The sequence below is a fragment of the Xanthobacter autotrophicus ATCC 700552 genome (genome assembly GCF_043194565.1).
Classification (GTDB): Bacteria; Pseudomonadota; Alphaproteobacteria; order Rhizobiales; family Xanthobacteraceae; genus Xanthobacter; species Xanthobacter autotrophicus_F.
The window spans coordinates 50,231-74,426 of sequence record NZ_JBAFVS010000024.1 but is presented as its reverse complement, the minus strand read 5'-3'; the positions used below and the strand labels follow the sequence as shown (position 1 = coordinate 74,426).

At 64.6% G+C, this 24,196-nt stretch carries 28 protein-coding genes and 2 pseudogenes; 18 read left to right on the top strand and 12 right to left on the bottom strand.

The window, feature by feature from the left end; genetic code table 11:
- Window positions 1-90 precede the first annotated feature (90 nt).
- The 4 genes from V5F48_RS20315 to V5F48_RS20300 form a co-directional block, all read right to left on the bottom strand.
- Complete coding sequence (locus V5F48_RS20315) at window positions 91-678, bottom strand: RES family NAD+ phosphorylase (RefSeq protein WP_394260134.1); 588 nt, start codon at window positions 676-678, stop codon at window positions 91-93.
- On the bottom strand, window positions 675-1,364 hold the full coding sequence (locus V5F48_RS20310; protein WP_394260133.1) for a hypothetical protein: 690 nt from the start codon (window positions 1,362-1,364) through the stop codon (window positions 675-677). Before V5F48_RS20310 ends, V5F48_RS20315 begins: the two co-directional genes overlap by 4 nt.
- Window positions 1,365-1,532: 168 nt before the next feature.
- Window positions 1,533-2,216 carry an SMC-Scp complex subunit ScpB gene (gene scpB, locus V5F48_RS20305; RefSeq protein WP_394260132.1) on the bottom strand — a complete coding sequence of 228 codons (684 nt, stop codon included), beginning with the start codon at window positions 2,214-2,216 and terminating at the stop codon, window positions 1,533-1,535.
- 2 nt (window positions 2,217-2,218) lie between these two features.
- Entirely contained in the window at window positions 2,219-3,169 is a 951-nt protein-coding gene (locus V5F48_RS20300) for a DUF1403 family protein (protein ID WP_394260131.1), read from the bottom strand.
- 171 nt (window positions 3,170-3,340) lie between these two features.
- On the opposite strand from V5F48_RS20300, the gene V5F48_RS20295 reads away from it, so the two are divergent.
- The 3 genes and pseudogenes from V5F48_RS20295 to V5F48_RS20285 all read left to right on the top strand — a co-directional run bounded on the left by V5F48_RS20295 (window position 3,341) and on the right by V5F48_RS20285 (window position 5,154).
- Window positions 3,341-3,598 carry a type II toxin-antitoxin system VapB family antitoxin gene (locus V5F48_RS20295; RefSeq protein WP_011992919.1) on the top strand — a complete coding sequence of 86 codons (258 nt, stop codon included), beginning with the start codon at window positions 3,341-3,343 and terminating at the stop codon, window positions 3,596-3,598.
- A complete protein-coding gene (locus V5F48_RS20290) occupies window positions 3,598-3,984 on the top strand; it encodes a type II toxin-antitoxin system VapC family toxin (RefSeq protein ID WP_394025546.1) in 387 nt (128 codons plus the stop codon). Before V5F48_RS20295 ends, V5F48_RS20290 begins: the two co-directional genes overlap by 1 nt.
- 235 nt (window positions 3,985-4,219) lie before the next feature.
- A pseudogene (locus tag V5F48_RS20285) lies at window positions 4,220-5,154 on the top strand (recombinase family protein).
- 923 nt (window positions 5,155-6,077) lie between these two features.
- Here V5F48_RS20285 and V5F48_RS20280 read toward each other — a convergent pair.
- Together V5F48_RS20280 and V5F48_RS20275 are read right to left on the bottom strand one after the other, a co-directional pair.
- A pseudogene (locus V5F48_RS20280) lies at window positions 6,078-6,443 on the bottom strand (TniQ family protein); the annotation flags it as partial.
- Entirely contained in the window at window positions 6,440-6,781 is a 342-nt protein-coding gene (locus V5F48_RS20275) for a hypothetical protein (RefSeq protein WP_348848206.1), read from the bottom strand. The pseudogene V5F48_RS20280 and the gene V5F48_RS20275, both read right to left, overlap by 4 nt.
- 123 nt (window positions 6,782-6,904) lie before the next feature.
- On the opposite strand from V5F48_RS20275, the gene V5F48_RS20270 reads away from it, so the two are divergent.
- Genes V5F48_RS20270 through V5F48_RS20260 form a run of 3 tightly spaced genes read left to right on the top strand, consistent with a single transcriptional unit; the run spans window position 6,905 to window position 8,636 of the window.
- Window positions 6,905-7,147, top strand: a complete 243-nt coding sequence (locus V5F48_RS20270; RefSeq protein ID WP_041577992.1) for a type II toxin-antitoxin system VapB family antitoxin — start codon at window positions 6,905-6,907, stop codon at window positions 7,145-7,147.
- Window positions 7,147-7,545 (top strand): type II toxin-antitoxin system VapC family toxin, encoded by a 399-nt coding sequence (locus tag V5F48_RS20265; RefSeq protein WP_041577981.1) that lies wholly within the window; start codon window positions 7,147-7,149, stop codon window positions 7,543-7,545. Before V5F48_RS20270 ends, V5F48_RS20265 begins: the two co-directional genes overlap by 1 nt.
- On the top strand, window positions 7,545-8,636 hold the full coding sequence (locus V5F48_RS20260; RefSeq protein WP_011992914.1) for a site-specific integrase: 1,092 nt from the start codon (window positions 7,545-7,547) through the stop codon (window positions 8,634-8,636). Before V5F48_RS20265 ends, V5F48_RS20260 begins: the two co-directional genes overlap by 1 nt.
- A gap of 62 nt (window positions 8,637-8,698) precedes the next feature.
- Here the strand turns inward: V5F48_RS20260 and repC are convergent, their stop codons facing one another.
- The 6 genes from repC to V5F48_RS20230 all read right to left on the bottom strand — a co-directional run bounded on the left by repC (window position 8,699) and on the right by V5F48_RS20230 (window position 15,022).
- Window positions 8,699-9,970, bottom strand: a complete 1,272-nt coding sequence (repC, locus tag V5F48_RS20255) for a plasmid replication protein RepC (protein WP_394025547.1) — start codon at window positions 9,968-9,970, stop codon at window positions 8,699-8,701.
- A gap of 180 nt (window positions 9,971-10,150) precedes the next feature.
- On the bottom strand, window positions 10,151-11,158 hold the full coding sequence (repB, locus tag V5F48_RS20250; protein ID WP_394025548.1) for a plasmid partitioning protein RepB: 1,008 nt from the start codon (window positions 11,156-11,158) through the stop codon (window positions 10,151-10,153).
- Entirely contained in the window at window positions 11,155-12,318 is a 1,164-nt protein-coding gene (gene repA / locus V5F48_RS20245) for a plasmid partitioning protein RepA (protein WP_011992911.1), read from the bottom strand. Before repA ends, repB begins: the two co-directional genes overlap by 4 nt.
- A gap of 540 nt (window positions 12,319-12,858) precedes the next feature.
- Window positions 12,859-13,029 (bottom strand): hypothetical protein, encoded by a 171-nt coding sequence (locus V5F48_RS20240; protein WP_394025549.1) that lies wholly within the window; start codon window positions 13,027-13,029, stop codon window positions 12,859-12,861.
- A 1,052-nt stretch (window positions 13,030-14,081) separates the two neighbouring features.
- Window positions 14,082-14,360 carry a type II toxin-antitoxin system prevent-host-death family antitoxin gene (locus V5F48_RS20235; protein ID WP_348842466.1) on the bottom strand — a complete coding sequence of 93 codons (279 nt, stop codon included), beginning with the start codon at window positions 14,358-14,360 and terminating at the stop codon, window positions 14,082-14,084.
- Window positions 14,361-14,668: 308 nt separating this feature from the next.
- Window positions 14,669-15,022, bottom strand: a complete 354-nt coding sequence (locus tag V5F48_RS20230; RefSeq protein WP_394260130.1) for a MarR family transcriptional regulator — start codon at window positions 15,020-15,022, stop codon at window positions 14,669-14,671.
- Window positions 15,023-15,111: 89 nt separating this feature from the next.
- Between V5F48_RS20230 and V5F48_RS20225 the strand changes: the two genes are divergently transcribed.
- The 12 genes from V5F48_RS20225 to virB10 are packed head-to-tail and all read left to right on the top strand — an operon-like array spanning window position 15,112 to window position 24,192.
- Window positions 15,112-15,633, top strand: a complete 522-nt coding sequence (locus V5F48_RS20225) for a hypothetical protein (RefSeq protein WP_011993191.1) — start codon at window positions 15,112-15,114, stop codon at window positions 15,631-15,633.
- Between the two features lie 3 nt (window positions 15,634-15,636).
- Window positions 15,637-16,299, top strand: a complete 663-nt coding sequence (locus V5F48_RS20220) for a lytic transglycosylase domain-containing protein (protein WP_394025551.1) — start codon at window positions 15,637-15,639, stop codon at window positions 16,297-16,299.
- A gap of 5 nt (window positions 16,300-16,304) precedes the next feature.
- On the top strand, window positions 16,305-16,607 hold the full coding sequence (locus tag V5F48_RS20215; RefSeq protein WP_011993189.1) for a TrbC/VirB2 family protein: 303 nt from the start codon (window positions 16,305-16,307) through the stop codon (window positions 16,605-16,607).
- A 5-nt stretch (window positions 16,608-16,612) separates the two neighbouring features.
- Window positions 16,613-16,951, top strand: coding sequence for a VirB3 family type IV secretion system protein (locus V5F48_RS20210; RefSeq protein ID WP_348842463.1), 339 nt, complete (start codon window positions 16,613-16,615; stop codon window positions 16,949-16,951).
- Entirely contained in the window at window positions 16,944-19,310 is a 2,367-nt protein-coding gene (locus tag V5F48_RS20205) for a VirB4 family type IV secretion/conjugal transfer ATPase (protein ID WP_455685408.1), read from the top strand. Before V5F48_RS20210 ends, V5F48_RS20205 begins: the two co-directional genes overlap by 8 nt.
- Window positions 19,310-20,005, top strand: coding sequence for a P-type DNA transfer protein VirB5 (gene virB5, locus V5F48_RS20200; RefSeq protein ID WP_394260129.1), 696 nt, complete (start codon window positions 19,310-19,312; stop codon window positions 20,003-20,005). The genes V5F48_RS20205 and virB5 overlap by 1 nt, the downstream gene beginning before the upstream one ends.
- The gene (locus V5F48_RS20195) at window positions 20,002-20,235 is read left to right on the top strand and encodes an EexN family lipoprotein (protein ID WP_394260128.1); all 234 of its coding nucleotides are present in this window, start codon (window positions 20,002-20,004) and stop codon (window positions 20,233-20,235) included. Before virB5 ends, V5F48_RS20195 begins: the two co-directional genes overlap by 4 nt.
- Before the next feature lie 3 nt (window positions 20,236-20,238).
- Window positions 20,239-21,171: a TrbL/VirB6 family protein gene (locus V5F48_RS20190; RefSeq protein ID WP_011993184.1), complete on the top strand. Its 933-nt coding sequence runs from the start codon at window positions 20,239-20,241 to the stop codon at window positions 21,169-21,171.
- Window positions 21,172-21,211: 40 nt separating this feature from the next.
- A complete protein-coding gene (locus tag V5F48_RS20185; protein WP_394260127.1) occupies window positions 21,212-21,493 on the top strand; it encodes a hypothetical protein in 282 nt (93 codons plus the stop codon).
- Window positions 21,493-22,164, top strand: a complete 672-nt coding sequence (locus V5F48_RS20180; protein ID WP_011993182.1) for a VirB8 family type IV secretion system protein — start codon at window positions 21,493-21,495, stop codon at window positions 22,162-22,164. Before V5F48_RS20185 ends, V5F48_RS20180 begins: the two co-directional genes overlap by 1 nt.
- On the top strand, window positions 22,161-23,021 hold the full coding sequence (gene virB9 / locus V5F48_RS20175; RefSeq protein ID WP_394260126.1) for a P-type conjugative transfer protein VirB9: 861 nt from the start codon (window positions 22,161-22,163) through the stop codon (window positions 23,019-23,021). The genes V5F48_RS20180 and virB9 overlap by 4 nt, the downstream gene beginning before the upstream one ends.
- 10 nt (window positions 23,022-23,031) lie before the next feature.
- A complete protein-coding gene (virB10, locus tag V5F48_RS20170) occupies window positions 23,032-24,192 on the top strand; it encodes a type IV secretion system protein VirB10 (RefSeq protein ID WP_394260125.1) in 1,161 nt (386 codons plus the stop codon).
- Window positions 24,193-24,196 lie beyond the last annotated feature (4 nt).

Here is a 24,196-nt window from a genome sequence, read left to right as displayed (position 1 = left end):
ATCGAAACTGCGTCAAACCCAATATTCAACGGCGATACGGGGTCGGTTCTCAGAGTCGATTGACAGCGAAAGGTGATGGATTGACTTGCACTACGGAGCAAGGCCGACCCGATACCGCATGGCGATTTCCCAGAACCAGTCCATGTCGAGATCGATGCGGCGTTCCACTTCGGACAGCGCCGCCCCTGCGCGATCGAAGATCGCGAAGCACAGCTGGGAATCGTCGTGCCGCGCCAGATAGGCGATGCCGTCGGTGTCGATGGGGTGCGCGGCCAAAGCCTTTGACCATGCCTGTGGCGTATCGTAGGGCAGACCGCGATGGGGAACCTCCGCCGTCGCGCCGATGCGCGCAAGGCCGGATCCGGTCAGCTTGACGAGCCGGAGCTCCCGCATCGTCCTGAGGCGCACGTACCCTTTGCGGCCGAGAAAGTCCGCGTCGATGAGGGTGTTCCCTGGCGTGCGCAGGAATGTCTCGGCGAAGGCGCCGGCGACCTCCTGCGCACCATAGAGCACACCGTAGGATGCGTCCGGCGCGTTGAAGCGGCCCAGCTGCGACCGGTCGAAATAGATCGGATCATAGGTCGCCGTGTAAAAGCGATGCAGGTCGGCATCCGCAGGAAGCACCACAAGTTCCGGGTCGCGGGCATGAAGATCCGCCGGCGGGAGCGGTGTACTCACGCCCCCTGCTCACCATAGCGCTGCGCCGCTTCGACCACGAGTTGCGTGCTGCCTTCCTTTAGGAGGTCGATCGGCCGCCGCCCTCCGAGCCGAGCGTCGGACCGGCTCAGAAAGTTCAGAATCGTCCACGGGCTACGGGTCGGCAGCGCATCCTGGACCTCCTTCAGGCCCGGCACGATCGAGCCGTCGCGATTAAACTGCAGCGTCGGGTAGACCCGCCGGTTGCTCGGCCCCGGCACCGCCAGCAGGCTGCCGTCCTGCACCCGCTTGTCGACCGCCTGCCGTGACACACCGCGCATCAGGGTGCGAACCTGCGCAAGATCATACGCGCCGCCGGCCTCCTTCAGGTCTCGCTCGGCGATGCGCAGGCCCTCGACAATAGCCCGGCTGCGTGCGTCCGGCTCGAACGCCGCCTTGTCGATAACGGCAACCGGCAATTCGGTCTCGAGATCGGCGATTGTGATTTCTGCCCCCACCTCGACGCCCTTGCCGACAGCCGCACTCAGCTTCCGCGCGGCTCTGGGACCCGACGACACGATCGCGACTTTGGCACCTGGCGGAAGTCCATATCGCTTCAAGGCCTGGACTGGATCGCCCTTGAGCATGAACATCGTCAACCTACGGCCTGTGCGCTTGCGCAGCGGCTTCACGCCAGTCGGGGTCACAGTCTGCAGCTTGCTTGCCATCGGTCCAACTCCTAGCAGGAAGATAGGAACGAGAGACAACTTCGTCAACTTTGACAACTCGAACAACCAACCGCGCAGAGCCCTTAGCTTGTCAATCCAGCTCACGCCAATCCACCCGAAACACACCTACCAACGTCGCCTTCAGAACCTACAGGCGCTGTCGATCGCTCAATCTCCCTCCTCGTCTTCCCCATCCTCGGGTCCGAGATCGTCCTCATCGTCGCCCGGCAGGGGGAACCCGCCGGAGCGCAGTTGCACCGTGTCGAGCAGCCCGGCGTCCTCGAACGCCTCGATGTCGGGGAGGTCGCGCAGGGTGTCGAGACCGAAGTGCACGAGGAAGGCCCGCGTCGTCACGTAGGTGTAGGGCGCACCCGGCTGCGGGCTCCGCGGCCCGGCAACGATAAAGTCCCGTGCGCGCAGCTCGGCGATGGTGTCGCGGCTGACCGCCTTGCCGATCATCTCGCTCAGGGCGCCCCGGGTCACCGGCTGATGGTAGGCGATTGAGGCGAGCACGAGCATCCCGGCCTCGGAGAGCTGGACCGGCGCCGGTTCCGAGCCGAACGCGGCATGGAGCGCCTCGGCATGGCGCGGCCGGGTGCGCAGCTGCCAGCCACCGGCGACCGCCACCAGTTCGTAGGGCCGCTCGCGCAGCGCCGCGCGGATATCGTCGATCACCAGCTCGAGACTGCAGTCGCGGCCGACCACGCGGGCGAGCACCTCCCGGTCGACGATCCCGGGCGCGGCGAACAGCACCGCCTCGACCCGCGCCATCCATTCGCGCCAGCGCAGCTCGGTCGGCAACTCGGCGAGTTCGGTGTCGAGGGCCGTCGTGGCGCGGCGTCGGCGACCCATGGTTAGAGCCCGTAGAGCCGGAAGGTGGGCCGGCCGGAAAGCTCGCGCACGGCATCGAGTGCCACCAGCCGCTCAAACAGCCGACGCGATGCCCAGCGCGATAGCGACGGTGTCGTCAGGGACCCCGACACCGCGTCGTCCTCGAGCAGCAGCCGGACCGCCTCCCCCGCCCCCTTGGCGCGCAGCTTCGGCACCACGGCCTCGAGCCGTGCGGCGCGGCGGCCGATCTCGGCGGCTAGGCGGCACGCCTCCGCCGCGCCGGCGGCCGCGGCGAGGCACAGGGCCAGCTCGCCCCCCTCCCCTCCCGGCCGATGCCGGCGACCGCCCGGACCACCGCGCAGCACCGGCGCGTGGACCTGGGTGGCAAGCACCGGCACCGGGATCGGCCAGCGCAGGCGCACAGCCAAAACGAGGTCCGCGAGCCACCAGGCCAGCGCCTCGGCCGCGGGTCCAAGGGCGGGAACCGCGCCGGCGACCGCAGCGGCGGCGAGCGGCGCCGGCCGGCCGGAAGCCGCGGCCGCCGCAATCGCTTCCGGCAGGCGCTCGAACGCCGGCGCCCAGGCGAGGCCCAGCAGATTGGCGAGGGAGCGCACGCCGTCGACGTCAATGATCGGGGAGCGGGAGGCCAGGCGCCGCCAGGCGGCCAGCAGGTTCCCGGCGGGGCCCGGATCGGCGCCGGGCGGGCGCAGGTGCCAGGCATCGCGCAGCGCCGCCGCATCCTCGTGGTGGCCGAGCAGGCGGGCGACGCTCGCGGCCGCGCTGAGGGCCACCCGCTGGCGCCAGGCGCCGGCCCAGGGCGGCTCTGCTCGCACCAGATTGTCGAGGGAATTCAAGGCTGCTCCGGCGAGGTAGGCGGCCTCGGCCGGATCAGCGATCGGCGCGCGCGGCACCGCCCAACCCGGGACGACCGGGGTCTGGAAAGCCGGAATAGAGGCGGAGTCTGGTGCGGGCATCGTCCGGAAGCATAGCCGAGTGGTGCGCTTTGTGCCACCATTAACGAACGAAACCGCACCGCCCGTCGCCAAATAATAATGTCCGATAATGTTGCATTATCGGACATATTGACAGAGGGCGCCAAACAGGGTAGAAATGACCTGAAAGGTAGAATATTCGGAACCCTTCCCATGTCTCTGAACATCAAAAATCCGGCGACCGTCGCCCTTGCCGACGAGCTCGCCCGCCGCCAGGGCGTCACCAAGACTGCCGCCATTCACCAGGCCCTGAGCGAACGCCTGCACCGCATGGGCTATGGAGATACCGCTCAAGCACGTCTTCTCGGCGAGCTGCGTGCAATCCGCGAGCGGGTGGCGCGGTTACCTGAGCTAGACACCAGGAGTGACGAGGAGATCGTTGGCTTCGACGAGCACGGAATCCCAAACTGATGGTGATCGATACCTCTGCCATCGTTGCGATCCTGCGCAATGAGCCTGAAGCCGATGCGCTCGAGCGATCGATCGTCGGCGCCCCTGTTCGCCTCGTCCCCGCTACATGCGTGTTTGAGGCCCGAATGGTTCTGGTCAGCCGGCGCGGCGAGCACGCGCTCGCCGAGATCGACCTGTGGCTCACCAAAATTGGGGCCGACATCATTCCGGTCGACGCGGAGCTGGCGGACCTGGCAACGCAGGCCTGGCTTGCTTATGGTAAGGGGCGCCACCCGGCCGCACTGAATTTCGCCGATTGCTTTTCCTATGCCCTGTCGAAGCGCTCCAACGAGCGCCTACTCTTTATCGGCAACGATTTTTCCAAAACCGACATCCTTGCGGCCTAACCATCCCACCTCACGCGCCTCCAAGGTCCCTGAAAGCGCCCCTTTTCCGCACAGAAGGCCGTAGGCGAGCGTTTTGACGTTAGATGACCCTTGGGTCCATCTGAAACCCACCGGCCGCCTTCACGGTCCTCTGACGCGATCGATAAAACACGCCTGCAAAGGTTCGTTTGCTCAAATCTGTATTGATTGTACAAAGGCCTGGAATCGCCCCCAAGACTCGCCCCCTGGAAACCCCATGGCCCGCCCCGTCCTCTCCCCTCCCCGGCCGGCCCGCCGCCTGATCGGCTATGCTCGGGTCTCGACCGACGAGCAGGCGACCGATGCGCAGGTCGACGAGCTGCGCGCGGCCGGCTGCCAGATCATCCGCCAGGAGCACGGCTCCGGCGCCTCGCGGGCCCGGCCGGTGCTGGCCAGGCTGATGCGCGAGATCGGGCCCAGTGACGTCCTGGTGGTGGTGCGGCTCGACCGCCTCGCCCGCTCGGTCAGCCACCTGCTCGCGGTGATCGAGGACCTGGAGGGACGTCAGGCTCACTTCCGCTCGCTGCGCGACCCGATCGACACCTCGACGCCACAAGGCATGTTCTCGCTGCAGGTGCTCGGCGCCGTCGCCCAGCTCGAGCGCGCCCTGATCGCCGAGCGCACCAAAGCCGGCATGAAGGCGGCCAAGGCGCGCGGCAAGCGCGCCGGCAACCCTGGCCTGCGCGAGCGCCGACCAGAGGCCATCCGCGCCGCCGCGGCGGCACGCCAGAAGGTCTATGTGGGCGACCTGATCGCCTCGGCCTCGACCTGGCTGCCGATCGTGCGGCGCATGCGGCCGCAGCACAGCTGGGACGACGTCGTGCGGGTGCTGAACCATCGTGGCCAGAACTGGACCATCGAGAAGCTGCGGCGCGCCGTGCATCGGCTGGTGCAGGAGCGGATGGCGGAGGCGGAACTGCTCCAGCGCTCGCCCCGGCGCCCGCCCGAGGACCGGCTGATGACGCTGGTCGCCGGCATCGCCATCGCCGACCCGGATCTCAGCCTGCGCGACATCGCCGCCCAGCTCGAGCGGATGCGCGAGCGCACGCCCCGTGGCGGGCGGCAGTGGGCGGCCTCCTCGGTGAAAAGTCCCTGCTCGACCAGGCGCGCCGGCTGGGGCGCGTGGTGCCGCAGCCGCGGGACGATGCCTGAGATCGCAACGTGCCCGTTCCGAGCGCGCTGGCGCCGGCGACAAGCCCGCGGCTCCTGAGAGCCCGCGCGCGCGGGGGAACCCGCGGGACTTCTGCGGCCCTGGTGGCGCTGTGCGCCGGTCCTTGGGCGGCGCCACGCCCTGCCGCCAACCGCACTGCCGACGGAGCCGGGGCATCGGCCCGAGGCCGCCGGGCCAGGGCCTTGTTGGACAGGGTGTTGAGAGTTCGGCGCTGCGGGCGCGGATCCTGCCCCTGAGCGGCACGCCATTCCGCACGGGCCAGGATGGACCGGGCAAGCGCCAGATCGTCCGCATCCGATCGGCCCGGGGTTTTCGCACACGAGGAAGCCGCCATCGGCGCGGGTCGCTCCTTCACCCGCGGGCGCGGCTCCTCGGTCCAGGCCACCATCTGGTCCAGTGTGAAGGCCGGGCGGCCCCTCATCGAGGAGCGGCCGAGGTCCAGCAACGCCACGACGCCCAGAAGCGTCACCATGCGCCAGCCGATCGGCGCCGTTGCCAGAGGCTCGGCGGGATCGACCCGCGCCTGTGCCGTCGGCGTCAGACGAAGATCCGGAACGACATCGGCCACGAATGGTGTGCGACGCCCGGTGCGCGGGCGAGGCGGCTTCCACAGCAGCCGAGCGACATGGATCATCCGATCCCGGACCGCAGACTGATCGTCGATCGTTGCCGCCACCAGCGCCGACACGGTGGCAAAGAGCCCTGTGGAGCCGGCGCGGCGCCCCTGGGGTGCCGCTCGTGCAAGCCTGCCGCATCGGACACAGGCCAGCCGAGCTGCTGCCTCATGAACAACGAAGCGGAAACCGGAATCATCGAAACAGTGCGGACAGGCTTCATCGAGAATACGATGATGGCGGTCGCAGACCACGGTCTCCACCAGCGCCCACGACCGGCGGATATGATGGTCGCGGCAGGCGGCGGCATCGTCATCAAGACAGGCCAAACAGACCGGCCGCTGGAAAGCGCCGGGCACCCTCCCCTCCCCCCAGACATACCAGCTGCGCGACCGTGGCCGCGAGGAGAGCGTGAGGGCCTGCACGCGCTCTTCCGAAAATCGGCACGACGCCGCCCAAGCCTGCACCATCTCGGCCGAGGGTGCGAAGTCCCGCTCGGTGAATCCGGCACAGCGGTCGTCTCGGAGGACGCCAAGCCACCTCGAAAGGTCGTCGTGGATGAGGTCATAGCGGCATGCGACGCGACCTTGCCAAGACGACAGCAGCTCATCGCCTTCGGGCCGGGGCGCGAGGGGAAGCTCGCGCCGCACTGTCATCGACCGGCGCGCGGCTGAAGGCGCGCCTCGACCTTGCGCGTCATCGCGACGAGTGGCAGCACCAGTTCCTCGGTCTGGAAGCTGTCCATGGTGATGCATTCTGCGCCGGAGCGGATCGCCTCGACTGCAACCGTCTCGATCAGGCGGAAGATCCGCACCGTGACGCCATCGGTGAGATCGAGCACGCGCGTACGGATCGCCGGTGCCGCGAGATTCGAGGGTCGCCGCAGCGGCAGGATCGTCGCCAGGCTCGCCAGCAACTGCGCGAGGCGTGCATCGTTCTTCCAGTGCTGCAGGTGGAAGGCTTCGAACCGCTCTGCCAGCTGCGGATCGGTCAACAGCGCCTGGCGCGCGAGGTCTGTCCCCGCGGGGGACTTCGAGCTGGCAAACCCGGGTCAGGGCGCGTATGGATGACTTCATCCATACATCATGATAAGAACGTCCATACAGAGGAGCCCGCGATGCGAACGCTGCAGATCCGTGATGAACGCGCCCGCGTGCTGGCCGAGCAGCTGGCGGCACGGCGCAAGGTTACGATGACCGAAGCCGTGATCCAAGCCCTGGAGGGCGAGCTGACACGCGAGAAGGACAAGGAGCCGCTGGCCAGCCGTCTCAAGCAGATCGCCACGGCGCTGGCGGCCGAAGCACAGCCCGGCGGCCGGGAGATGACCAAAGACGAGGTCGATGAGATGTGGGGCCACTGATGTTCGTCGACACCTCGGTCATCGTCTCAATCCTCGCCGACGAGCCGGACGCCGTCGTCTTCGCCAACAAGCTCACCGACGCGCCGCGCCGCTACACCTCGGGTCTGGTCATCCTGGAAGCGGCGATGCGTCTGTCGACACTGCTCAAGGTCGACCCCGTCGACGTCGAGGTGCGCATCCAGCAGGTCCTAGAGGAGGCGCGGATCTCCGTAATTCCCATCAACGCCAGCATCGCCAAGCGCGCCGTCGCCGCTTTCGCGACCTTCGGCAAGGGCCGCGGCCATCCGGCCCAGCTCAACCTCGCCGACTGCATGTCGTATGCCTGCGCGCGGGCGTACCGGGTGCCGCTGCTGTTCAAGGGCAATGACTTCTCACAAACCGACATCGAGGTCGCGTGATGGTGGCGAGCAGCGACCCCGCTCCTGACCAGCTCGGCGATGAGGACGGCCCTCCGGATCCGGCTACGGCATTGGTAGCATCGCAGGCCCCCTCCCCTGCCCTTCCGGCGCATCTCGAACGCCTCGCAGACCGCGCACGGGACTACGTCGAGGCCGCAAGCTCGGCCAACACGCGTCGCGCCTATGCTTCCGACTGGAAGCACTTTTCCGCCTGGTGCCGGCGGCAGGGCCTTGAGCCCCTCCCCCCTGCCCCGGAGGTGGTCGGGCTCTACATCACGGCCTGCGCGTCGGGCGCCGCCATTCCGGGTGGCGAGCCAAATGCGGTCACGACCATCGAGCGCCGGCTGTCCGCCATCTCCTGGAACTACACCCAGCGCGGCGCGGTGCTGGATCGGAGCGATCGGCATATCGCCACCGTGCTGACGGGCATCCGCAACACCCACGCCGCCCCGCCCCGGCAGAAGGAAGCGGTCCTGCCCGAGGATGTCATCGCCATGCTGGAGACGCTCGACCGCGGCGCGCTGCGCGGCCTGCGGGATCGCGCCATGCTGCTCCTTGGCTTCGCCGGCGGCTTGCGCCGCTCCGAGATCGTCGGCCTCGACGTCGCCCGGGACCAGACCGAGGACGGCCGCGGTTGGGTGGAGATCCTCGACAAGGGGATGATCGTGACGCTCCGCGGCAAGACCGGCTGGCGGGAGGTCGAGGTCGGGCGTGGATCGTCCGATGCCACCTGCCCCGTGGTGGCGCTGGAAACCTGGCTCAAGCTGGCGAAGATCGGCCACGGACCCCTGTTCCGGCGCGTGACGCGGCAAGGCAAGGACGTTGGCCCCGACCGCCTGACCGACCGCGAGGTAGCACGCCTCGTCAAGCGCACGGCGCTCGCCGCCGGTGTCCGCGGCGATCTCACTGAGGGCGAACGGGAGAAAAAATTCGCCGGCCATTCGCTGCGCGCCGGGCTCGCCTCTTCCGCCGAGGTCGACGAGCGGCACGTCCAGAGGCAGCTCGGCCATGCCAGCGCGGAAATGACCCGCCGCTATCAGCGCCGACGGGATCGGTTCAGGGTCAACCTGACCAAGGCGGCCGGTCTCTAGTCTCGAGCCAAGCAACCAGGCGGGCCCTTCCAGCACCCCCCGTTCGGGGTCACGCGTGCTCATCACCGATTGCCCACCGGATCAGTCCCGTCAGCCGACGACGAGCGGCCATGCACACCCCCTGCCCCGTCACGCTGTTGCTCGAGCTTCGCCCGCAGAAGCGCCATCACCATTGGCCAAGTCGAGAATTTGCTCTCCTGCGCTCGTTGCGTCAGGCTGCGTAGATAGCCCCCGGGGCACGAAATGTGCTCCGTCCGCTGCAGGATCGCAGCGATGACCGTGGCCGCTTGGCCTTCTCCCATCGCGGTACAGGCGTCCTGGTAGGCACTGGGGCTGATCCCGAGATAGGCCCGGGCCAGCTGCGCCGTCGCGAGCAGATCACGCCACGTTCGAATTTCTCCCCCTGCTGCAAGGCCCCGGATTTCGGGACAGGCATCAAGGATGATGTTCAGAGGAAGCTCCCGCTGCGGGAGCGTGCGGACGTTATTAGAACCAGACGCTTCGCCTTCTTCTTTTTTCGCATGGTTTTGTTCAGATTCAGTTTTAGAGTCTGGATTTGAATTCTGTTTGTGGCGCTCATTGTGAGACTCATTGGCGTTTGAATTTTGTGATTTTATGAAGTCCTCCAGCGTTTTATGCACAAGGGCGCGAAGCTCGCTGAGCTCGGTCAGAATAATCTCCACCGTTACCTTCGACGCTGACCTCGGGAGACGGTCCATGAGGTCCTGGTAAGCCATGCGATATCCTCGCCAGTCACCAGGAACCCCTTCTTCGATGCCGGCAGCGATCATCTTCACGACATCCCGCCGTGCGATCGTCAGCCGTTCGCGCAGAACCCGGAGGGCCTTTTTCTCCGCCTGCGTGGTCTCCGCGAGTCTTTTGAACTCATCCGCCCGGGCCACAATGGGCGCCAGGTCAAAGCCGTAAGCCTGCTCGATCTCACCTGCCGGCCCTTTGCGCGCGAACCGCTTGCCGTTCGGGCTGTCTCTGCGGATTATCAGGCCACACTGCACGAGCACTGCGATGTGCCTGCGGAGCGTCGCCGGCGACATGCCGTTCGCCCGGTCGCTGAGCTGTGCATTGGACGGGAAGACGACGAGGTCGCCATCCGCGCACATCGTCGTCTCCTGGTGGAACGACAGCAACGCGCTGAGGATCGCGAGCGCGCGGTCGGTCGCGCCGATCGCTTCCCTGGCCTCCCGGATATGTTGGAAGACCTTCCATTTATGAACCACCACATCGGACGCGACGGCCTGAGCTGTCACTTGGCTAGCCAACAGGCCAAGTGACATCGACCGCCGCCCGAAGGGCGTCGTGGGCATATGGGTATGCATTTCCTTTTACCTATGTTGAGGCAAAAGAAACCTGCTCGCCGAAACAGCGCATCCCACGATGGGACTCTTGACTGCGATTCGCGGAAGTGCGATTCTCTGCTTGCTTAAGGACTGAGAAGGGCTTCCGGGACGTTGTTTCGGGGGCCTTTTTCTTTTGCGGCCTAAGGGGTTAGCGGCTGTTTAGATGGGCGCCTCCTTGTTCTCCTCGAATTGTTGGTAGAGCTCCAGCAGCTTCGCCGCGATGAACTCTCCAAACTCACGTGAACCATCGGCGTCGACGATGATGGTGACCGTGTCACCCCCTCGTTCGACTGTCGCGATCTTGTTGCCGGCATCTGTCTTTACCGCGACCTTCCGCGGCTTAGCGGCTCCCCTATTGGGCGCAATGGCATTGAACAGACGCACGAACCTCTGGTCGGTATCAGCCTGCTGAAATTTCGGGTCGGCTAGCACTTCGTCCAGCCGCGACATGTCTGGGAGTTCCGACAGACGCTCGGCGAGCGCTGTCCATCTTGGACGGCCTGCTTTTGGAGCGGGCCCGATTGCGTGAACAACACTCTTCGGAACCGACTTCGCCAATGCCAGAAGGCGCGACAGCTGTGTCTTCTCCATGCTCAGCGCCGACATGATCACGGCGCGATCGAAACCCTGATCTTCGAGTGTCATGGCAAACAGACCTCGCTCGATGTAGCTGAGGTCCTTGCGGGCGGAGTTCTCCTGGCCTTGGATGACAACGAGCTCTTCGTCGGTCAAGTCCTGGACCACCGCGCGCACTGGCCGTCCGAGCTTGGCGAGGATTTTTGCGCGTCGGTGGCCATAGGCGATCTGATAGTAATCTGGCCTATCAGGATGTGGCCGGACGAGAATTGGACTCTTCTGGCCGGACTCCTTGATGGCATTGAAGAGCGTCTCGTATTCGGTGCCCTCGTCGTCGAGACGGTCTTGCGCGAAGGATCCCAGGAGCTTCTCAGCCGGAATGTCTACGACGGCGGCGCCAGACGCCACGAGCGCTCTTGCACGCTCAGCGGCGGTCGCTATTTGTCCAAGCGAACGACCCATAGCACCGACAGCGCCTGACCTCACATGCGCCACTGGCGTCGGCGCGGCCAATTCTAACGACGAGTTGCCACCTGGCAACTCTTCTGTTCTGCGGGTCAGCATAGCCTTCAGCGTGTCCTTCCGGCTCATGTCTCGCGTCCCCACGCTAGTTTCATCAGATTCTCGATCTCGCCATTAACGCCGTCGAGCGATTCCATTGCGCGATCGTAAGTTTGCTTCCCAAAATTCTCCCGCCCGACTTCATAGAGCGTTTGCTTTGAGAGCCCGGCATCTGAGATCGCTGTCGACTTGACCATCGTGCTGTTGAGCACGCGCTCCCTGAAAAGCGACCGCATGAAAGCGACCATCTGCGTCTGGGGCGCGTCTGCGGGCTCAAACCGCGTGACGACATATCGAATGAAATCGTAATCAAGATCCCCCCCGGACTCCTGCACCACACCCAGGATATCAGACGCCATCAGTAAGAACTGGCACATCGACATCACGTCGAGCATCTGAGGATGCACGGTGATCAGAAGACCTGTCGCAGCGCATAACGCGCCGAGCGTTAGAAAACCGAGCTGAGGAGGACAATCCAGGATCATCACGTCATAGCCATCCGCGACTGTTCCAAGCGCCGTAGCAACCCGGCCAAAGAATGGTTCCGCGTCACGCTCGGCTAACGCCCGCGGCGTATCGTGCTCATACTCCATCAGCTCAAGATTGGCTGGGATCAGATCAAGGCCTGCGAAATAGGTCTTGCGAATGACGTCCTTTAGCGGGCGACGATTTTCATCGTATCGCACCGCCGCGTACATCGTCTCGTTCGGCTGGATATCATACTCAGGCTGATAGCCATGAAGTGCTGTCAGCGACGCCTGGGGATCGAGATCGACTGCCAGGACCCGGTATCCGTGAAGGGCGAGATACTGCGCCAGATGCGCGGCGGTCGTGGTCTTTCCGCTACCGCCTTTGAAATTCACGACCGCCATCACTTGGCAGTGCTCCGCTTCACGGCGATGCGGTACGTACTTCTTTCCCTTCGACCCCTCCTCTAGCGTGACGCGTAACTCATTGATTTGCTCGAGTGTATAGGACCGACGCCCTCCGGCCCCGAGCGACGGCTGGGGGCCCTTACCTCCCAGCGACAGCTGCCGCAGATAGGCGTCGGCAATTCCAATGAGCTTCGCAGCCTCTACCGAGGAAAATGATCGAAGGGATTTCTTTGAAACCGGCGGGAAAAGAGCCTCGCGCATAGCGAGCAGTTCCGCTGACAGCGCGGCGCCGTCGCCGGCGATGACATCCGTCATCAGCGGCTTAGCCCCCGATGTAAGAGTCTTTGAGCTACGTGCTTTCTGCATAACTACGATGCCCATTCCAACTACGGCATTTGATCGTAGGCAGAATGAGGCCGAGTCGGGCTTATTGGCAAGGATTTTAACGTTAACGCCGGTTTACCGCTATGGCATTCAGGGTGAGTTGCCAGGTGGCAACTCAATCTCCAATCGGACCCTGCGCTACGCATTGGCCATTTCTCTTCGCTCTGCGCCGAACCCCTCGGCGGCCAATCGATGAGCCACTAGCGCTGATACGGCCTTCCTGTCAGCTCCTGCAGGGTCGTGTGTTTCATGAGCCCCGCCTGCGCGGCCCGCCTCACGCACGAGGGCAGATAAAAGCGCCGCAGGAATCGAGGCGAAGCAGATGCGGCCTCTTTGACAGGACGGGAGGGCTCTTGGCTCTAAGAGCAATCCGCTCCAATCATTCGAGCGGTCGGCACGTCCCCGCACCTTGGACAACGGCATGTTCTGAGAGATTAGAAGCTGTACGTTCGATCCGCCCAGTGCATAAACTCACCGGCATCGCAATCTGACGGACGCCCCCGCTTGAACCTTCAAGCCTTGCGCTATGGCCTGACCCACATCGGAATCGCCCCAATTGCCGTGAGTCATCAGGAAGAACCGCCCGAACGGAAGCCCGACTTCGCGGTCGATCGCCTTGAAGCAGTCCATCAGGATGTGCACGGATGTGCCCTCCGTCGCGGTCAGGCGCTCGCGCGGCTCGCGGAGCGCCCTCGGAATGAAACCGATCTAGCGTTACGCCAGATACTCGTAATCATGCACGTCCAACGCCCAGCGGGCGAATACGCGCGACGTCGCAGCGCAGGAAGCTTCCCAGTCTTCAAAGAACCACAACTCGCGTGGCCCGTGGTCGAACAAGTCCGGCATCGCCGAAAGAAAAGGCGTCTCCCGGATACCGTCGGCCCGACCTCATGGATGACACGCTGCGCCATCTCCGGGCGACGCGCCTCGCGGGTAGCGCGCTCATGGTGCGCGCGACAAATAAGGAAACTGCGGACGTGAACCACAGCGCCGCCGGCGCGGTCATGCACGCGGTAGACTCGACCTGCGATCCGGCCGGCCGGGGAGGGGGCTTCCCGCAAAATCCAGGACGGCTCGAGAAGCTCTCCCGCGTCCGATAGCGGCCAGCACGGATCACCGATCGGAGCGGCCCGCCATTCCGTCTCGCGGCCGAGCGAAATCTGCACACAATCGGCTGGCCCGGGCCCTGTCGGCGCGAACACAAACGCGCTGGTGACGCGCCATGCGGTAATCTGCAGGCGGTCTCTTTTAGACGGCGTCACAGCGCTGCGACGTCGCCACGCCCCTTGACGAGTTCGTCCGTCATCCACGATTGCAGATCGCCGATCCGAGTGCCATCCAGCTGGATGACGCCGCGGGCGGCGAGCCAATCGTCATCATCGACCTGGGCGAGACTGAACTTAAAACCCGGGAACGCCCGGGTGAGGATAAGGCCCGGCCAGCGCGATTTCGAGCGATGCGAGGTCGGGTAGTCGAATAGAGGCCCTCATCTCGATTGGCCGCCATCGGTCCAGGGATTGAATATTGACACACCGAGTGATGCAAAGTCCTTCCTGCTTACGCGGGCCTCCGCCATCGAATCTCCCCGGCGATTCGGCAGTCGCAGGGTCAATAGGCAGGATGCGACCAGCAAAGCGCTCTGGAAGATCCTGTGCAAGCCAATCGGCAAGCTGAGTTGGTGTTGAGCTGAACGTTCACCGGTCGAGGTGGCGTGGCTGATCACGGACGCGCTCGAGATCGAGATCGGCGTCCCGCAGCGGTGATGCCATCAGGAATTCGACCAGCGTGCCCCTGCGCGCCGTCTTGCGGGACCATTCCTCGGCCGAGACGCCGACGGCGCTCGGCTTGCCGTGCCGCGCAATGACCTGGGGATCGCGTTGCGCCCGCTCGATGACCTCGGACAGACGTGCTTTGGCATCGGTGACTGTCCAACTCTCAGATCGATCGGCGGCGGATTTCCTCGGCGCTGCCATGACCTCCCCCATGATGAGCACAGTGGCCACAACAACCATACTTTGCAGCCACTGCCATCCATTCCTCGGGCGCCGCTCTAAGCGGGAGCGGTACGGAGAGAGAAGGAGAGGAGAGGAGAGGAGAGGAGAGGCGTACGAGCCCTCTTTGTCCCGATGAACCTTACCCCCCGTCCCACCAACCATTGCCTACTCGCGATTCGGCCTGATCCGAATGAAGGCTGGATGACCTCAACCGGAGGCGCCATACTATCACAGTTACGGCAGTTTGAGATGATACCGACCGTCGACCGGAATTTTGCGCCGCTCCATCAACCGCCCTGTAGGCTGCGGAGCTTCTTGAAAATATCAGGTGCAATCTTGAATTCGCGCGCCTGCCCTCGCCCCATCGAGTTTTTAACCATTGCTTCTGTCAAGATCTTACGATTGACAAGCCGATCAATCGTCTCCGTGACACCACCGCGTGTTAGCGACGTCACCTCAATTATATTGGTTAACGTCAGGCGCTGATTGCCCTGATGCATATAATAGAGGACGCTCATCATTCCAATTTGCTTCAGGCGCGACTGAGGGGTCTCATCGTCGAGCGGATAATCGAGGATCAGCCGCAGAATAAGCGCCGAGAACGAGAGGCTGCGCCATTCGGCGTCAAGTGCTCTTGGCATCGGCTTCACTGCTCTGTATATGAGAGTTAACCGGGCATGAGATTGCGGCCGACAAGCCTTTCCGGGATCGTTTCGGGAGGGTGGAAGGCATGAATTCCCCTACTGCCAGGGCGCTTTCCTGCGCATTCGTATTGCTGTCATCCTACTGCATTTCCAGCAGTAAAGCGCGCGCGGACGATTGGGGCTGTCAGGTTCTCCTTTGCCTTTCGAACCCGGGCGGTCCCATGCAGTTCGCCGAATGCGTCCCTCCCGTTCAGAGGCTTTGGAACGAACTCGCCAGGGGACGCCCCTTTCCAACCTGCAGTGGCGTCGGATTCCAGACCTCCAGGCCCGGATACGAACCGTATTCTTGCGAGACCGGCTACCGCCTGACCGCCCGGTTCGGCCCGCAAGGGCAAGAAGCGGCCTGTGTGTCGGCGACACGCCAGGTGGTCGACAGCAGCCAATGCACATCCGGCGCCGGAGCCGGCAGTGGCGCCGCACGCTGGGTGTCGGGCGGCGGACAGCACCGGTGCATGGCCTACGTGACAGCTCAGCCGAGCGCCCGAGCGCAACCTCATTTTGTCGATGTAATGATCGACGGTGCGGGCACCCAGCGGGTGTGGTTCTAGCTCATGCCCGTTGCCTTCGCCGATCTCGCGCAGACCTGCGCGCCGACCGTTCAGGTCGAGACCCTCTCGGCGGTCGTGAGCCTCGAAAGCGGTTTCGCGCCATTCGCCATCCGCATCAACAGCGGCACGCCCCTGCGCGACCCGCCGAACACCAAGGCAGAGGCCATCGAGCTGGCCACCACGTTTATCGCGCAACGCCAGGATGTCGATCTCGGTCTTGGCGGCATCAATGCCGACGATCTTGGCCGTCTCGAACTCACGGTCGCCGACGCATTCGACCCCTGCCTGAACCTCAAGGCGACCGCCCGACTGCTCGACCGCTATTACCGTGTGGCGATGGGCAGAGGTGTCAGCCCCGGGCATGCAGCCACCATGATGCTGCAAGCCTATTACGGTCGCGGCGACGCCTCGGTTGGCGAGATGGTCGGCTACGACAAGCAGGTGCGTGACGAGGCAACGCGCCTCGCGCCCACGCTGGTTTCGCTGGCGATCAACCCAGCCAACACGTCCGCCTCGAAAGATCGCGTGGGGGAGGGACCCGCATCGGCACCGCCGGCTGCCGCGTCGCCCGGCCCCCGTCGCGATGCCAAGCCAGCGCCCTGGGATGTTTTTGCGACAGGGCGGACGTCCTCCGTTCTCGTCTTCCAGAACGAACAATCGGAGTGAGCCGAATGAGTGAAAAAGTGCGCGTGCGTCCAGCCCTAGCCATCATACTGATGGCTGGCGTCTTCGCGATCGGGATGGCCGAGCCGGCATTCGCCCAGGCGTCCGGCGGCATCGAGACAGTCCTTCAGAACATCGTCACCCTGCTCACGGGCAACGTCGCCAAGCTCCTCGCGACGATCGCCGTGATCGTCGTCGGTATCGCCTGGATGTTCGGTTATCTCGACCTGCGCAAGGCCGCCTATGTGGTGCTGGGCATCGGCATCATCTTCGGCGCCGCCCAGCTCGTCACGACGATCTCCGGCGGGTGACGGCCATGGCGGAGAGCGTGGCGCTTGAGGAGGACACGCTGTTCCTGGCCTGCACGCGGCCGGCCATGGTCGCCGGCGTGACGATGGAGGCCATGGGCATCAACGTCATCCTGACGACGATCCTCTATATCCTTGCGGGCTCGATCGCCTACGCCCTTGTCGGCATCGTCTTCCATCTCGTCTTCAAGACGCTGGTGAAGCATGACCACAACATGTTTCGCGTCTTGATGGCGTGGATCGAAACTCGCGGCCGGTCGCGCAACGGGGCCTTCTGGGGCGGCACCACGCTGACCCCCCTCAAGCTCGTGAGGCGCTACGACGAAAGAGACCTTGGCCTTGCCTAACGTCGTCATTCTCAAAACCCGCGAGCTCGAGCCCGAGACCTTCATCCCGTATGTCCGTCACGTGGACGAGACGACGATCGCGCTCGATTCCCGGGCGCTGATGGTCATGATTGCCCTCGACGGCATATCGTTCGAGACGGCCGATCCGCTCGAACTCAACGGCCTTCATCGCGACCTCAACACGCTCTACCGCAACCTCGCGGACGAACGCCTCGCGCTTTGGACCCACATCCTCCGTCGTCGCGACAACGACTATCCCGAGGGAGCGTTTGCCAATCCCTTCTCCGCTGCCCTGAACGCGAAATATCGCGCCCGCATGGTAGAGGAGGATCTCTTCCGCAACGACCTCTATCTGACCCTGCTGTGGTATCCGACCCGCGATCCCGCTGAGAAGATCTCGAAGCTCCTGGGCCGCCTTCGCCGGGCGCGCCGCGGGAGCGTAGAGCTCGACGAGGAGGCGCTCAAGCAGTTGCGCGACAAGGTCACCGACGTGACGGCCGGCCTCAAGCGGTTCCAGCCACGTGTTCTTTCCCTCTACGAACACGATGGTCTTCTGTTTTCCGAGCCGAGTGAGGTCCTGCACCAGATCATCGGCGGCCGGCGGGAACGAGTGCCCCTCACGGAGGGGCGGGTTTCGTCAGCGATCTATTCCGACCGCGTCATCATCGGTCGCGAGACGGTGGAGATCCGCCATGAGGCTGAGACCCGGTATGCAGGGATCTTCAGCTTCAAGGAATATCCCGCCCGGACCAGGCCCGGCATGCTCGCGGGCGTCCTCACCACGCCGTTCGAGCTCATCCTGGCGCAGTCCTTCGCGTTCGCCTCAAAGGCCGATGCCCGGACCATCCTGGGACGCAAGCAGAACCAGATGGTGAGCGCCGGCGACAAGGCGAATTCGCAGGTCGATGACCTCGATGGCGCCCTGGACGAACTGGAATCCAATCGCTTCGTGCTGGGCGAGCATCACCTGACGCTGTCGGTCTTCGCCCCATCGGTGAAGGACCTCACCGACAATCTGGCGAAGGCACGCTCTCATCTGACCAACGGCGGTGCCGTCGTGGCACGCGAGGACCTTGGCCTCGAAGCCGCCTGGTGGGCGCAGCTGCCTGGCAATTTCCGCTACCGGGCCCGCTCTGGTGCGATCACCTCGCGCAACTTTGCCGCGCTGTCGCCATTTCACTCATATCCGGTCGGCCGGAAGGACGGCAATGAATGGGGGCCGGCCGTCGCGATGCTGAAGACGGCCTCCGGCTCGCCGTTCTATTTCAACTTCCACCATGGCGATCTCGGCAACACCTTCGTGTGCGGCCCCTCTGGATCCGGCAAGACCGTTATCCTGAACTTCATGCTCTCGCAGCTCGAGAAGCACGATCCCCACATGGTGTTCTTCGACAAGGACCGTGGCGCCGATCTCTTCGTGCGGGCGGCGGGCGGCACGTATCTGCCTCTGAAGAATGGGACGCCAACCGGCTGCGCGCCGCTGAAGGGGCTTGAGCTCACGCCGGAGAACAAGGTGTTCCTGGCGCAATGGATCGCCAAGCTCGTCGGCTCAAAGTCGCGCGAGCTTTCCGTGAGTGACCTGCGCGACATCGCCGGCGCCGTCGACGGCCTCGCGGACCTCCCGGTCCAGCGGCGCACCATCGGCGCGTTGCGCACCTTCCTCAACAACACCGACCCGGAGGGCATTGCCGCCCGGCTGCGGCGTTGGGAGAGGGGAGGGCCCCTCGGCTGGGTCTTCGACAACGAGACCGACGACATTGGGATCGGCGCCAAGTTCCTCGGCTACGACATGACGGATTTCCTCGACAATGAGGAGATCCGCACGCCGCTCATGGCCTACCTGTTCCACCGGGTGGAGCAGCTGATCGACGGCCGCCGCATCATCATCGTTATCGACGAGTTCTGGAAGGCGCTGCTGGACGAGGGATTTCGCGACCTCGCCCAGAACAAGCTCAAGACCATCCGGAAGCAGGGCGGCCTCATGCTCTTCGCGACGCAGAGCCCACGCGATGCGATCGCCTCGCCGATCGCCCACACCATCATCGAGCAGTGCCCGACCCAGATCTTCATGCCGAACCCGCGTGGCAGCCACGCCGATTACGTGGACGGCTTCAAGCTCACCGAGCGGGAATATCAGCTCATCGCGCGCGAGCTGTCCCCTGAAAGCCGCCGCTTCATTGTCAAGCAGGGGCACAACAGCGTCGTCGCCGAGCTGAACCTCGCTGGCTTCGACGACGAGCTCGCCGTCCTCTCCGGCCGCACCGCCAATGTCGAGCTGGCCGACGCGATCCGTGCGGAGGTCGGCAGCGGTCAGGAGGACTGGCTCCCCCTATTCCAACAAAGAAGGAGTCCCGGCTGATGGCAAAGCGAACCATGCTGTTGGCGGCCGCAGCCGCGCTCTGCATCTTCGCGGGAGCGGCCAACGCCCAAGGCATTCCGGTGATCGACCAAGCAGCCCTCGCCAAGCAGCTGGAGAGCATCGCGCAGCTCAAGTCGCAGCTCGACACCCTGAACCAGCAGCTTCAGCAGGCACAGCAGCTTTACGGTTCGCTGAACAAGCTGACAAACATGGCCGACGTCGCGAGCGTGCTCAACGATCCCGCGATCCGCAAGGCGCTGCCCCAGGACTTCAATGCGATCGAAGGCCTGCTCCAGGGCTCCGGTTCAGGCGCCTTCGGCGAGTCCGCGTCCAAGTTCCTGCAGGACAATTCCACCTACCAGACCAGCGCCAACGATTTCTACGCGCAGGAGCTGTCTCGGATCCAGAAGAAGAACGCCGGCCAGATGAGCCTTGGCCAGCAGATCTATGATGCCGCCACCAAGCGGATCGACGGCATCGACCAGCTCCGGCAGCAGATCGCATCGGCCGGCACCTCGAAAGACGTGGCGGACCTGCAGGCGCGTCTCCAAGCCGAAGCGGCGTTCCTACAGATCGATGTGGTGCGGATGCAAGGCCTGCGCATGGTGCAGCAGGCCCAGGCCCAGGTGGACGACCAGCGCAAGGCCGAGGACTGGCGCAAGCGCATCGACACGATGAACGCGGCGCTGCCATGAAGCGGATCACGGCGTTCCTCCTGATGCTTCCTCTTGCCGCTTGCTTCGAGCCGGGGGAGGGGACTTACACCGTCAGCGACTATCTCGCCGATGATGCCTTGCGTGCCGAGCAGCTGGCGAAGTGCCGCGAGAATCCGGGGCAGCTCGCCGCAATCCCCAACTGCGAGAATGCGACCGAAGCGGATGGCAAGGCCCGCCTTCAGCGCATGAACAAGGCGCTGGGAGGGTAGGGCATGTATCAGGTCTTCTCGTTCCTCGATAACCAGTTCAAGACGCCGCTCGAGGACTTCATCAGCTCGGGGACATCGGGGATCAGCTCCTGGGTGACGGGGCCGCTGACCATCGCGCTGACGCTTTATGTCATCCTCTACGGCTTCCTCGTCCTGCGCGGCTCGATTCCCGAGCCGATCATGGAATTCGCATTCCGGGCGATGAAGCTCGCCATCATCCTGATGCTGGTGCAGAACGCCTCGAATTATCAGACCTATGTCTCGAAGGTGTTCTTCGAGGATTTGCCCACTGAGATCTCCGGCGCCCTCAACACCGGCTCGGCGCCGAGCGCCTCCGCCTTCGATTCCCTCCTCGACAAGGGGCAAAAATCCGCCAACGACATCTGGGCGAAAGGGTCCTGGCCGGTCGACATCCTGACCGGCGCGGCAGGGCTCGTGGTCATCGTCATGACCTTCATCGTCGCGGCGATTGGCTATGTGGTGTCACTCTATGCCCGCGTCGCGCTCGCCATCGTCCTCGCCATAGGTCCGATCTTCGTCGCGTTGGCCATGTTCCAGTCGACGCGGCGGTTCACCGAGGCGTGGATCGGCCAGATGGCAAACTTCGTCATCCTGCAGGTGCTCGTCGTCGCGGTGGGATCGCTCCTGGTGACCTGCCTCGATGCCACCTTCGCCACCATGGAATCCTATGCGGACGTGCTGATGCGTCCGATCGCGCTCGGCGCCATCGCGCTTTCCGCTCTCTACGTCTTCTACCAGCTCCCCGGCATCGCGTCCGCGCTTGCCGCAGGCGGAGCATCACTGACCTACGGCTACGGCGCCGCGCGCGACGCGCATGAAGGCACGATCGCCCGGAGCACCCGGTATGCGGCCCGCGCCGTCGGCCGGGGTGTCCGCGCGGCGGGACGTAACTTCGGATCGGGCGGGGCTGGGTGACGCCGTTTCCTGAGAATCATTTTCACAGCCGGGTGGGTGCATGTTGCGTTCGTTCCTATTGCTCTGCATGGCGTCGGCTCTCAGCGGCTGTGCATCGCTGTCCTATCCCTTGCCTAAATGCGACGGCTACGCGCGTCGGCCGCTTAACCGCGCCATGTGGCAGTGGGAGGAAAGCAGCAACGTGAAGGCGCAGTCGGACGCAGCGCCCCTGGCGCCGAACCGCGCAACGGCATTTGCCGATGAGGCGCCGGCATCGCCAACTGGCCCGTTCGCGCATCTCGACAGCGCCGGTTCCTACCGATCTTGCGCGGGGCAGGGGTGATGGTGACGAACGAAAGCCTTAAAAGTTATTTCGAGAAAGCCCGCCGGTTCGATCAGGACCGGATGATCCGGGCGGAGCGCTCGACCCGGGTCGCCTGGTTCGTGGCGATCTGCGCCAGCATCCTGGCGGCGGCCGCGGTCTTCGCGGTTGCGGGTCTGACGCCGCTGAAGACGGTGCAGCCCTTTGTCGTCAGGGTCGACAATTCCACAGGCATCGTCGATGTGGTCTCGGCCCTGACCGCGACCGCCGGAACCTACGACGAGGCCGTCACCAAGTATTTCGCGGCGCGATACGTCCGGGCGCGGGAGGCCTATGTCTGGAGCGAGGCGGAAGAGAACTTCCGGACCGTCGCCCTTCTTTCCACCCAGGCCGAGCAGCAACGGTTCGCCGCGCTCTATCGCGGCAGCAATCCGGAATCTCCCCAGAACATCTATGTCCGCAGCGCCACTGCCCGGATCAACATCGTCTCGATCTCGCTGATCAACCCTCACGTGGTGTCGGTCCGCTACATCCGCACCGTCACGCGCGGAGAGGATGTCCGCACCACCCATTGGGTGGCAACGTTGACCTTCGCCTATGTCAACGCGCCCATGTCCGCGACGGACCGGTTGGTCAATCCGCTCGGCTTTGTCGTGAGCGAGTACCGGGCCGACCCGGAGGCCATCAATTGAAGCGCGCTGCTCTCATCTTCGTGGTGGCTTGGGCCTGCCTCGTCACCCCTGCCAATGCCCTGGAGACGCCCAGCAGCGCACCCCAGGACAACCGGGTCCGCTTCGTCGACTACGAGCCCTACAACATCACCAAGATCGTGGGCTCGCTGCGCTCCTCGGTCCAGGTCGAGTTCGCCGAAGACGAGGAAATCGCTCATGTGGCGCTCGGCAACACAGTGGCCTGGGAGGTGGCACCCGCCGGAAACATCCTGTTCCTAAAGCCGCGCGAGAACCAGCCGGTCACCAACATCTCGGTGGTGACGACACGGCGCAATGGATCGACCCGCAGTTATCAGATGGAGCTCACGGTGCGCGACGGCTCGGTCGCCTCGGGACAGCCCACCTACTTCTATGTGAAGTATCGATATCCCGCCGACGAGGCCGGGCGCCGGCGCCAGGAGGCAGCGGCAAGGGCTCAGGCCGCCCAGGCCGGCTATGCCGACAAGGTGCTCACCTTCCATGAGCAATATGGCCCCCGCAACTGGCGCTACTCGGCGCAGGGCTCGGCCGCGCTCGAGCCGGAGGCGGTCTACGACAATGGCAAGCTGACCACCTTCGCTTTCACCGGCAACCAGGAGATGCCGGCCATTTACATGGAGAATTCCGACGGCACGGAGAGCCTGGTCCCGAAATCGGTCGAGGGCGACCTGGTGCTCGTCCAGGCCATCAGCCGCAAGTTCATCCTGCGACGTGGCGGCGATGTGCTCTGCATCTTCAACGAAGCCTATGACCGGGTTGGGATCAACCCGGGCACCAACACGACGTCTCCCTCGGTCGAGCGGATCGTGAAACCACAATCGGCGCCGAAGGCGCAATAGGGGGCGGGCGATGGCGGACGATATCGAAAGCGGCGTGCCGGGAGAGCGTGGTCAGTCCGTCACTGGACGGCGGCAAGACAACCCGCTCCTGAAACGCGGAGCGGTGGTGCTGGCCGTCATCGCATTCGTCGGCTTTGCCCTGTGGTCGATGCGAGATCGAGGACCGCGGACGGACGCTGAGAAGCCCGAGCGTGTCGTCATCCGGCAGACCACGGATTTTGAGCCGGCCCGCCAGCCTGCGGCCATGCCGGAGGTGAAGCTGCCGACGCCGGTCGTCACGCCGCAAGCCGCCCCGGCGGACGACCCGTTGCTCGACGCCGCCCGCCGCGCTCCGGTGATGGCGTACGGGGCACAGCGCGGCCCACAGAACCGGCAACAAGCTGCCGGCGCTCCGCCTGACGTCAGCTCCAACTATGTACCCCTGAATGGCGCTGGAGACGGCTTCAACGGGCCGGCCGAAAACGAGGACCAGCGCTTCGGCCGCATGATGACGCCAACCCACCTCGAAGGGTCCCGGGCGGGCACCCTGGGCAACCGGGACTTCATCATCGCCATGGGCACGTCGATCCCGTGCATCCTCGAGACCGCCTTGTCCTCGGATCAGCCCGGCTTCGCCAGCTGTGTCATCAATCGCGACGTGCTCTCGGACAATGGCCGTGTCGTCATGATGGAGAAGGGCACGCAGGTCGTGGGCGAGTACCGTGGTGGCCTGCGCCGCGGGCAGGCCCGCCTCTTCGTGCTGTGGAATCGCGCCAAGACCCCGAAAGGCGTGATCATCACCCTCGCATCACCGGCCACCGACGCCTTGGGCCGGGCCGGCATGGACGGCTATGTCGACACTCATTGGTGGGAGCGCTTCGGCAGCGCTCTGCTGCTTTCGATTGTCGGCGATGCCGCCAACTACGCCCAGGGCCAGCTCCAGCAGGGCGACATCCAGGTCCAGAACAGCGCCAATGCCGGCCAGCAGGCGGCCGCCATCGCGGTCGAGCAGTCCATCAACATCCCGCCGACGCTGGAGAAACACCAGGGCGAGTTGGTGTCGATCTTCGTCGCCCGGGACCTGGATTTCTCTGGCGTCTACGGCCTGCGCGTCACCGAGCCGCGCAACACGATCTACGATCGCGGCGTGCTCGGCGACTTCAGCCGGCGTTCGACGCTCGTCACAAAATAGGCGA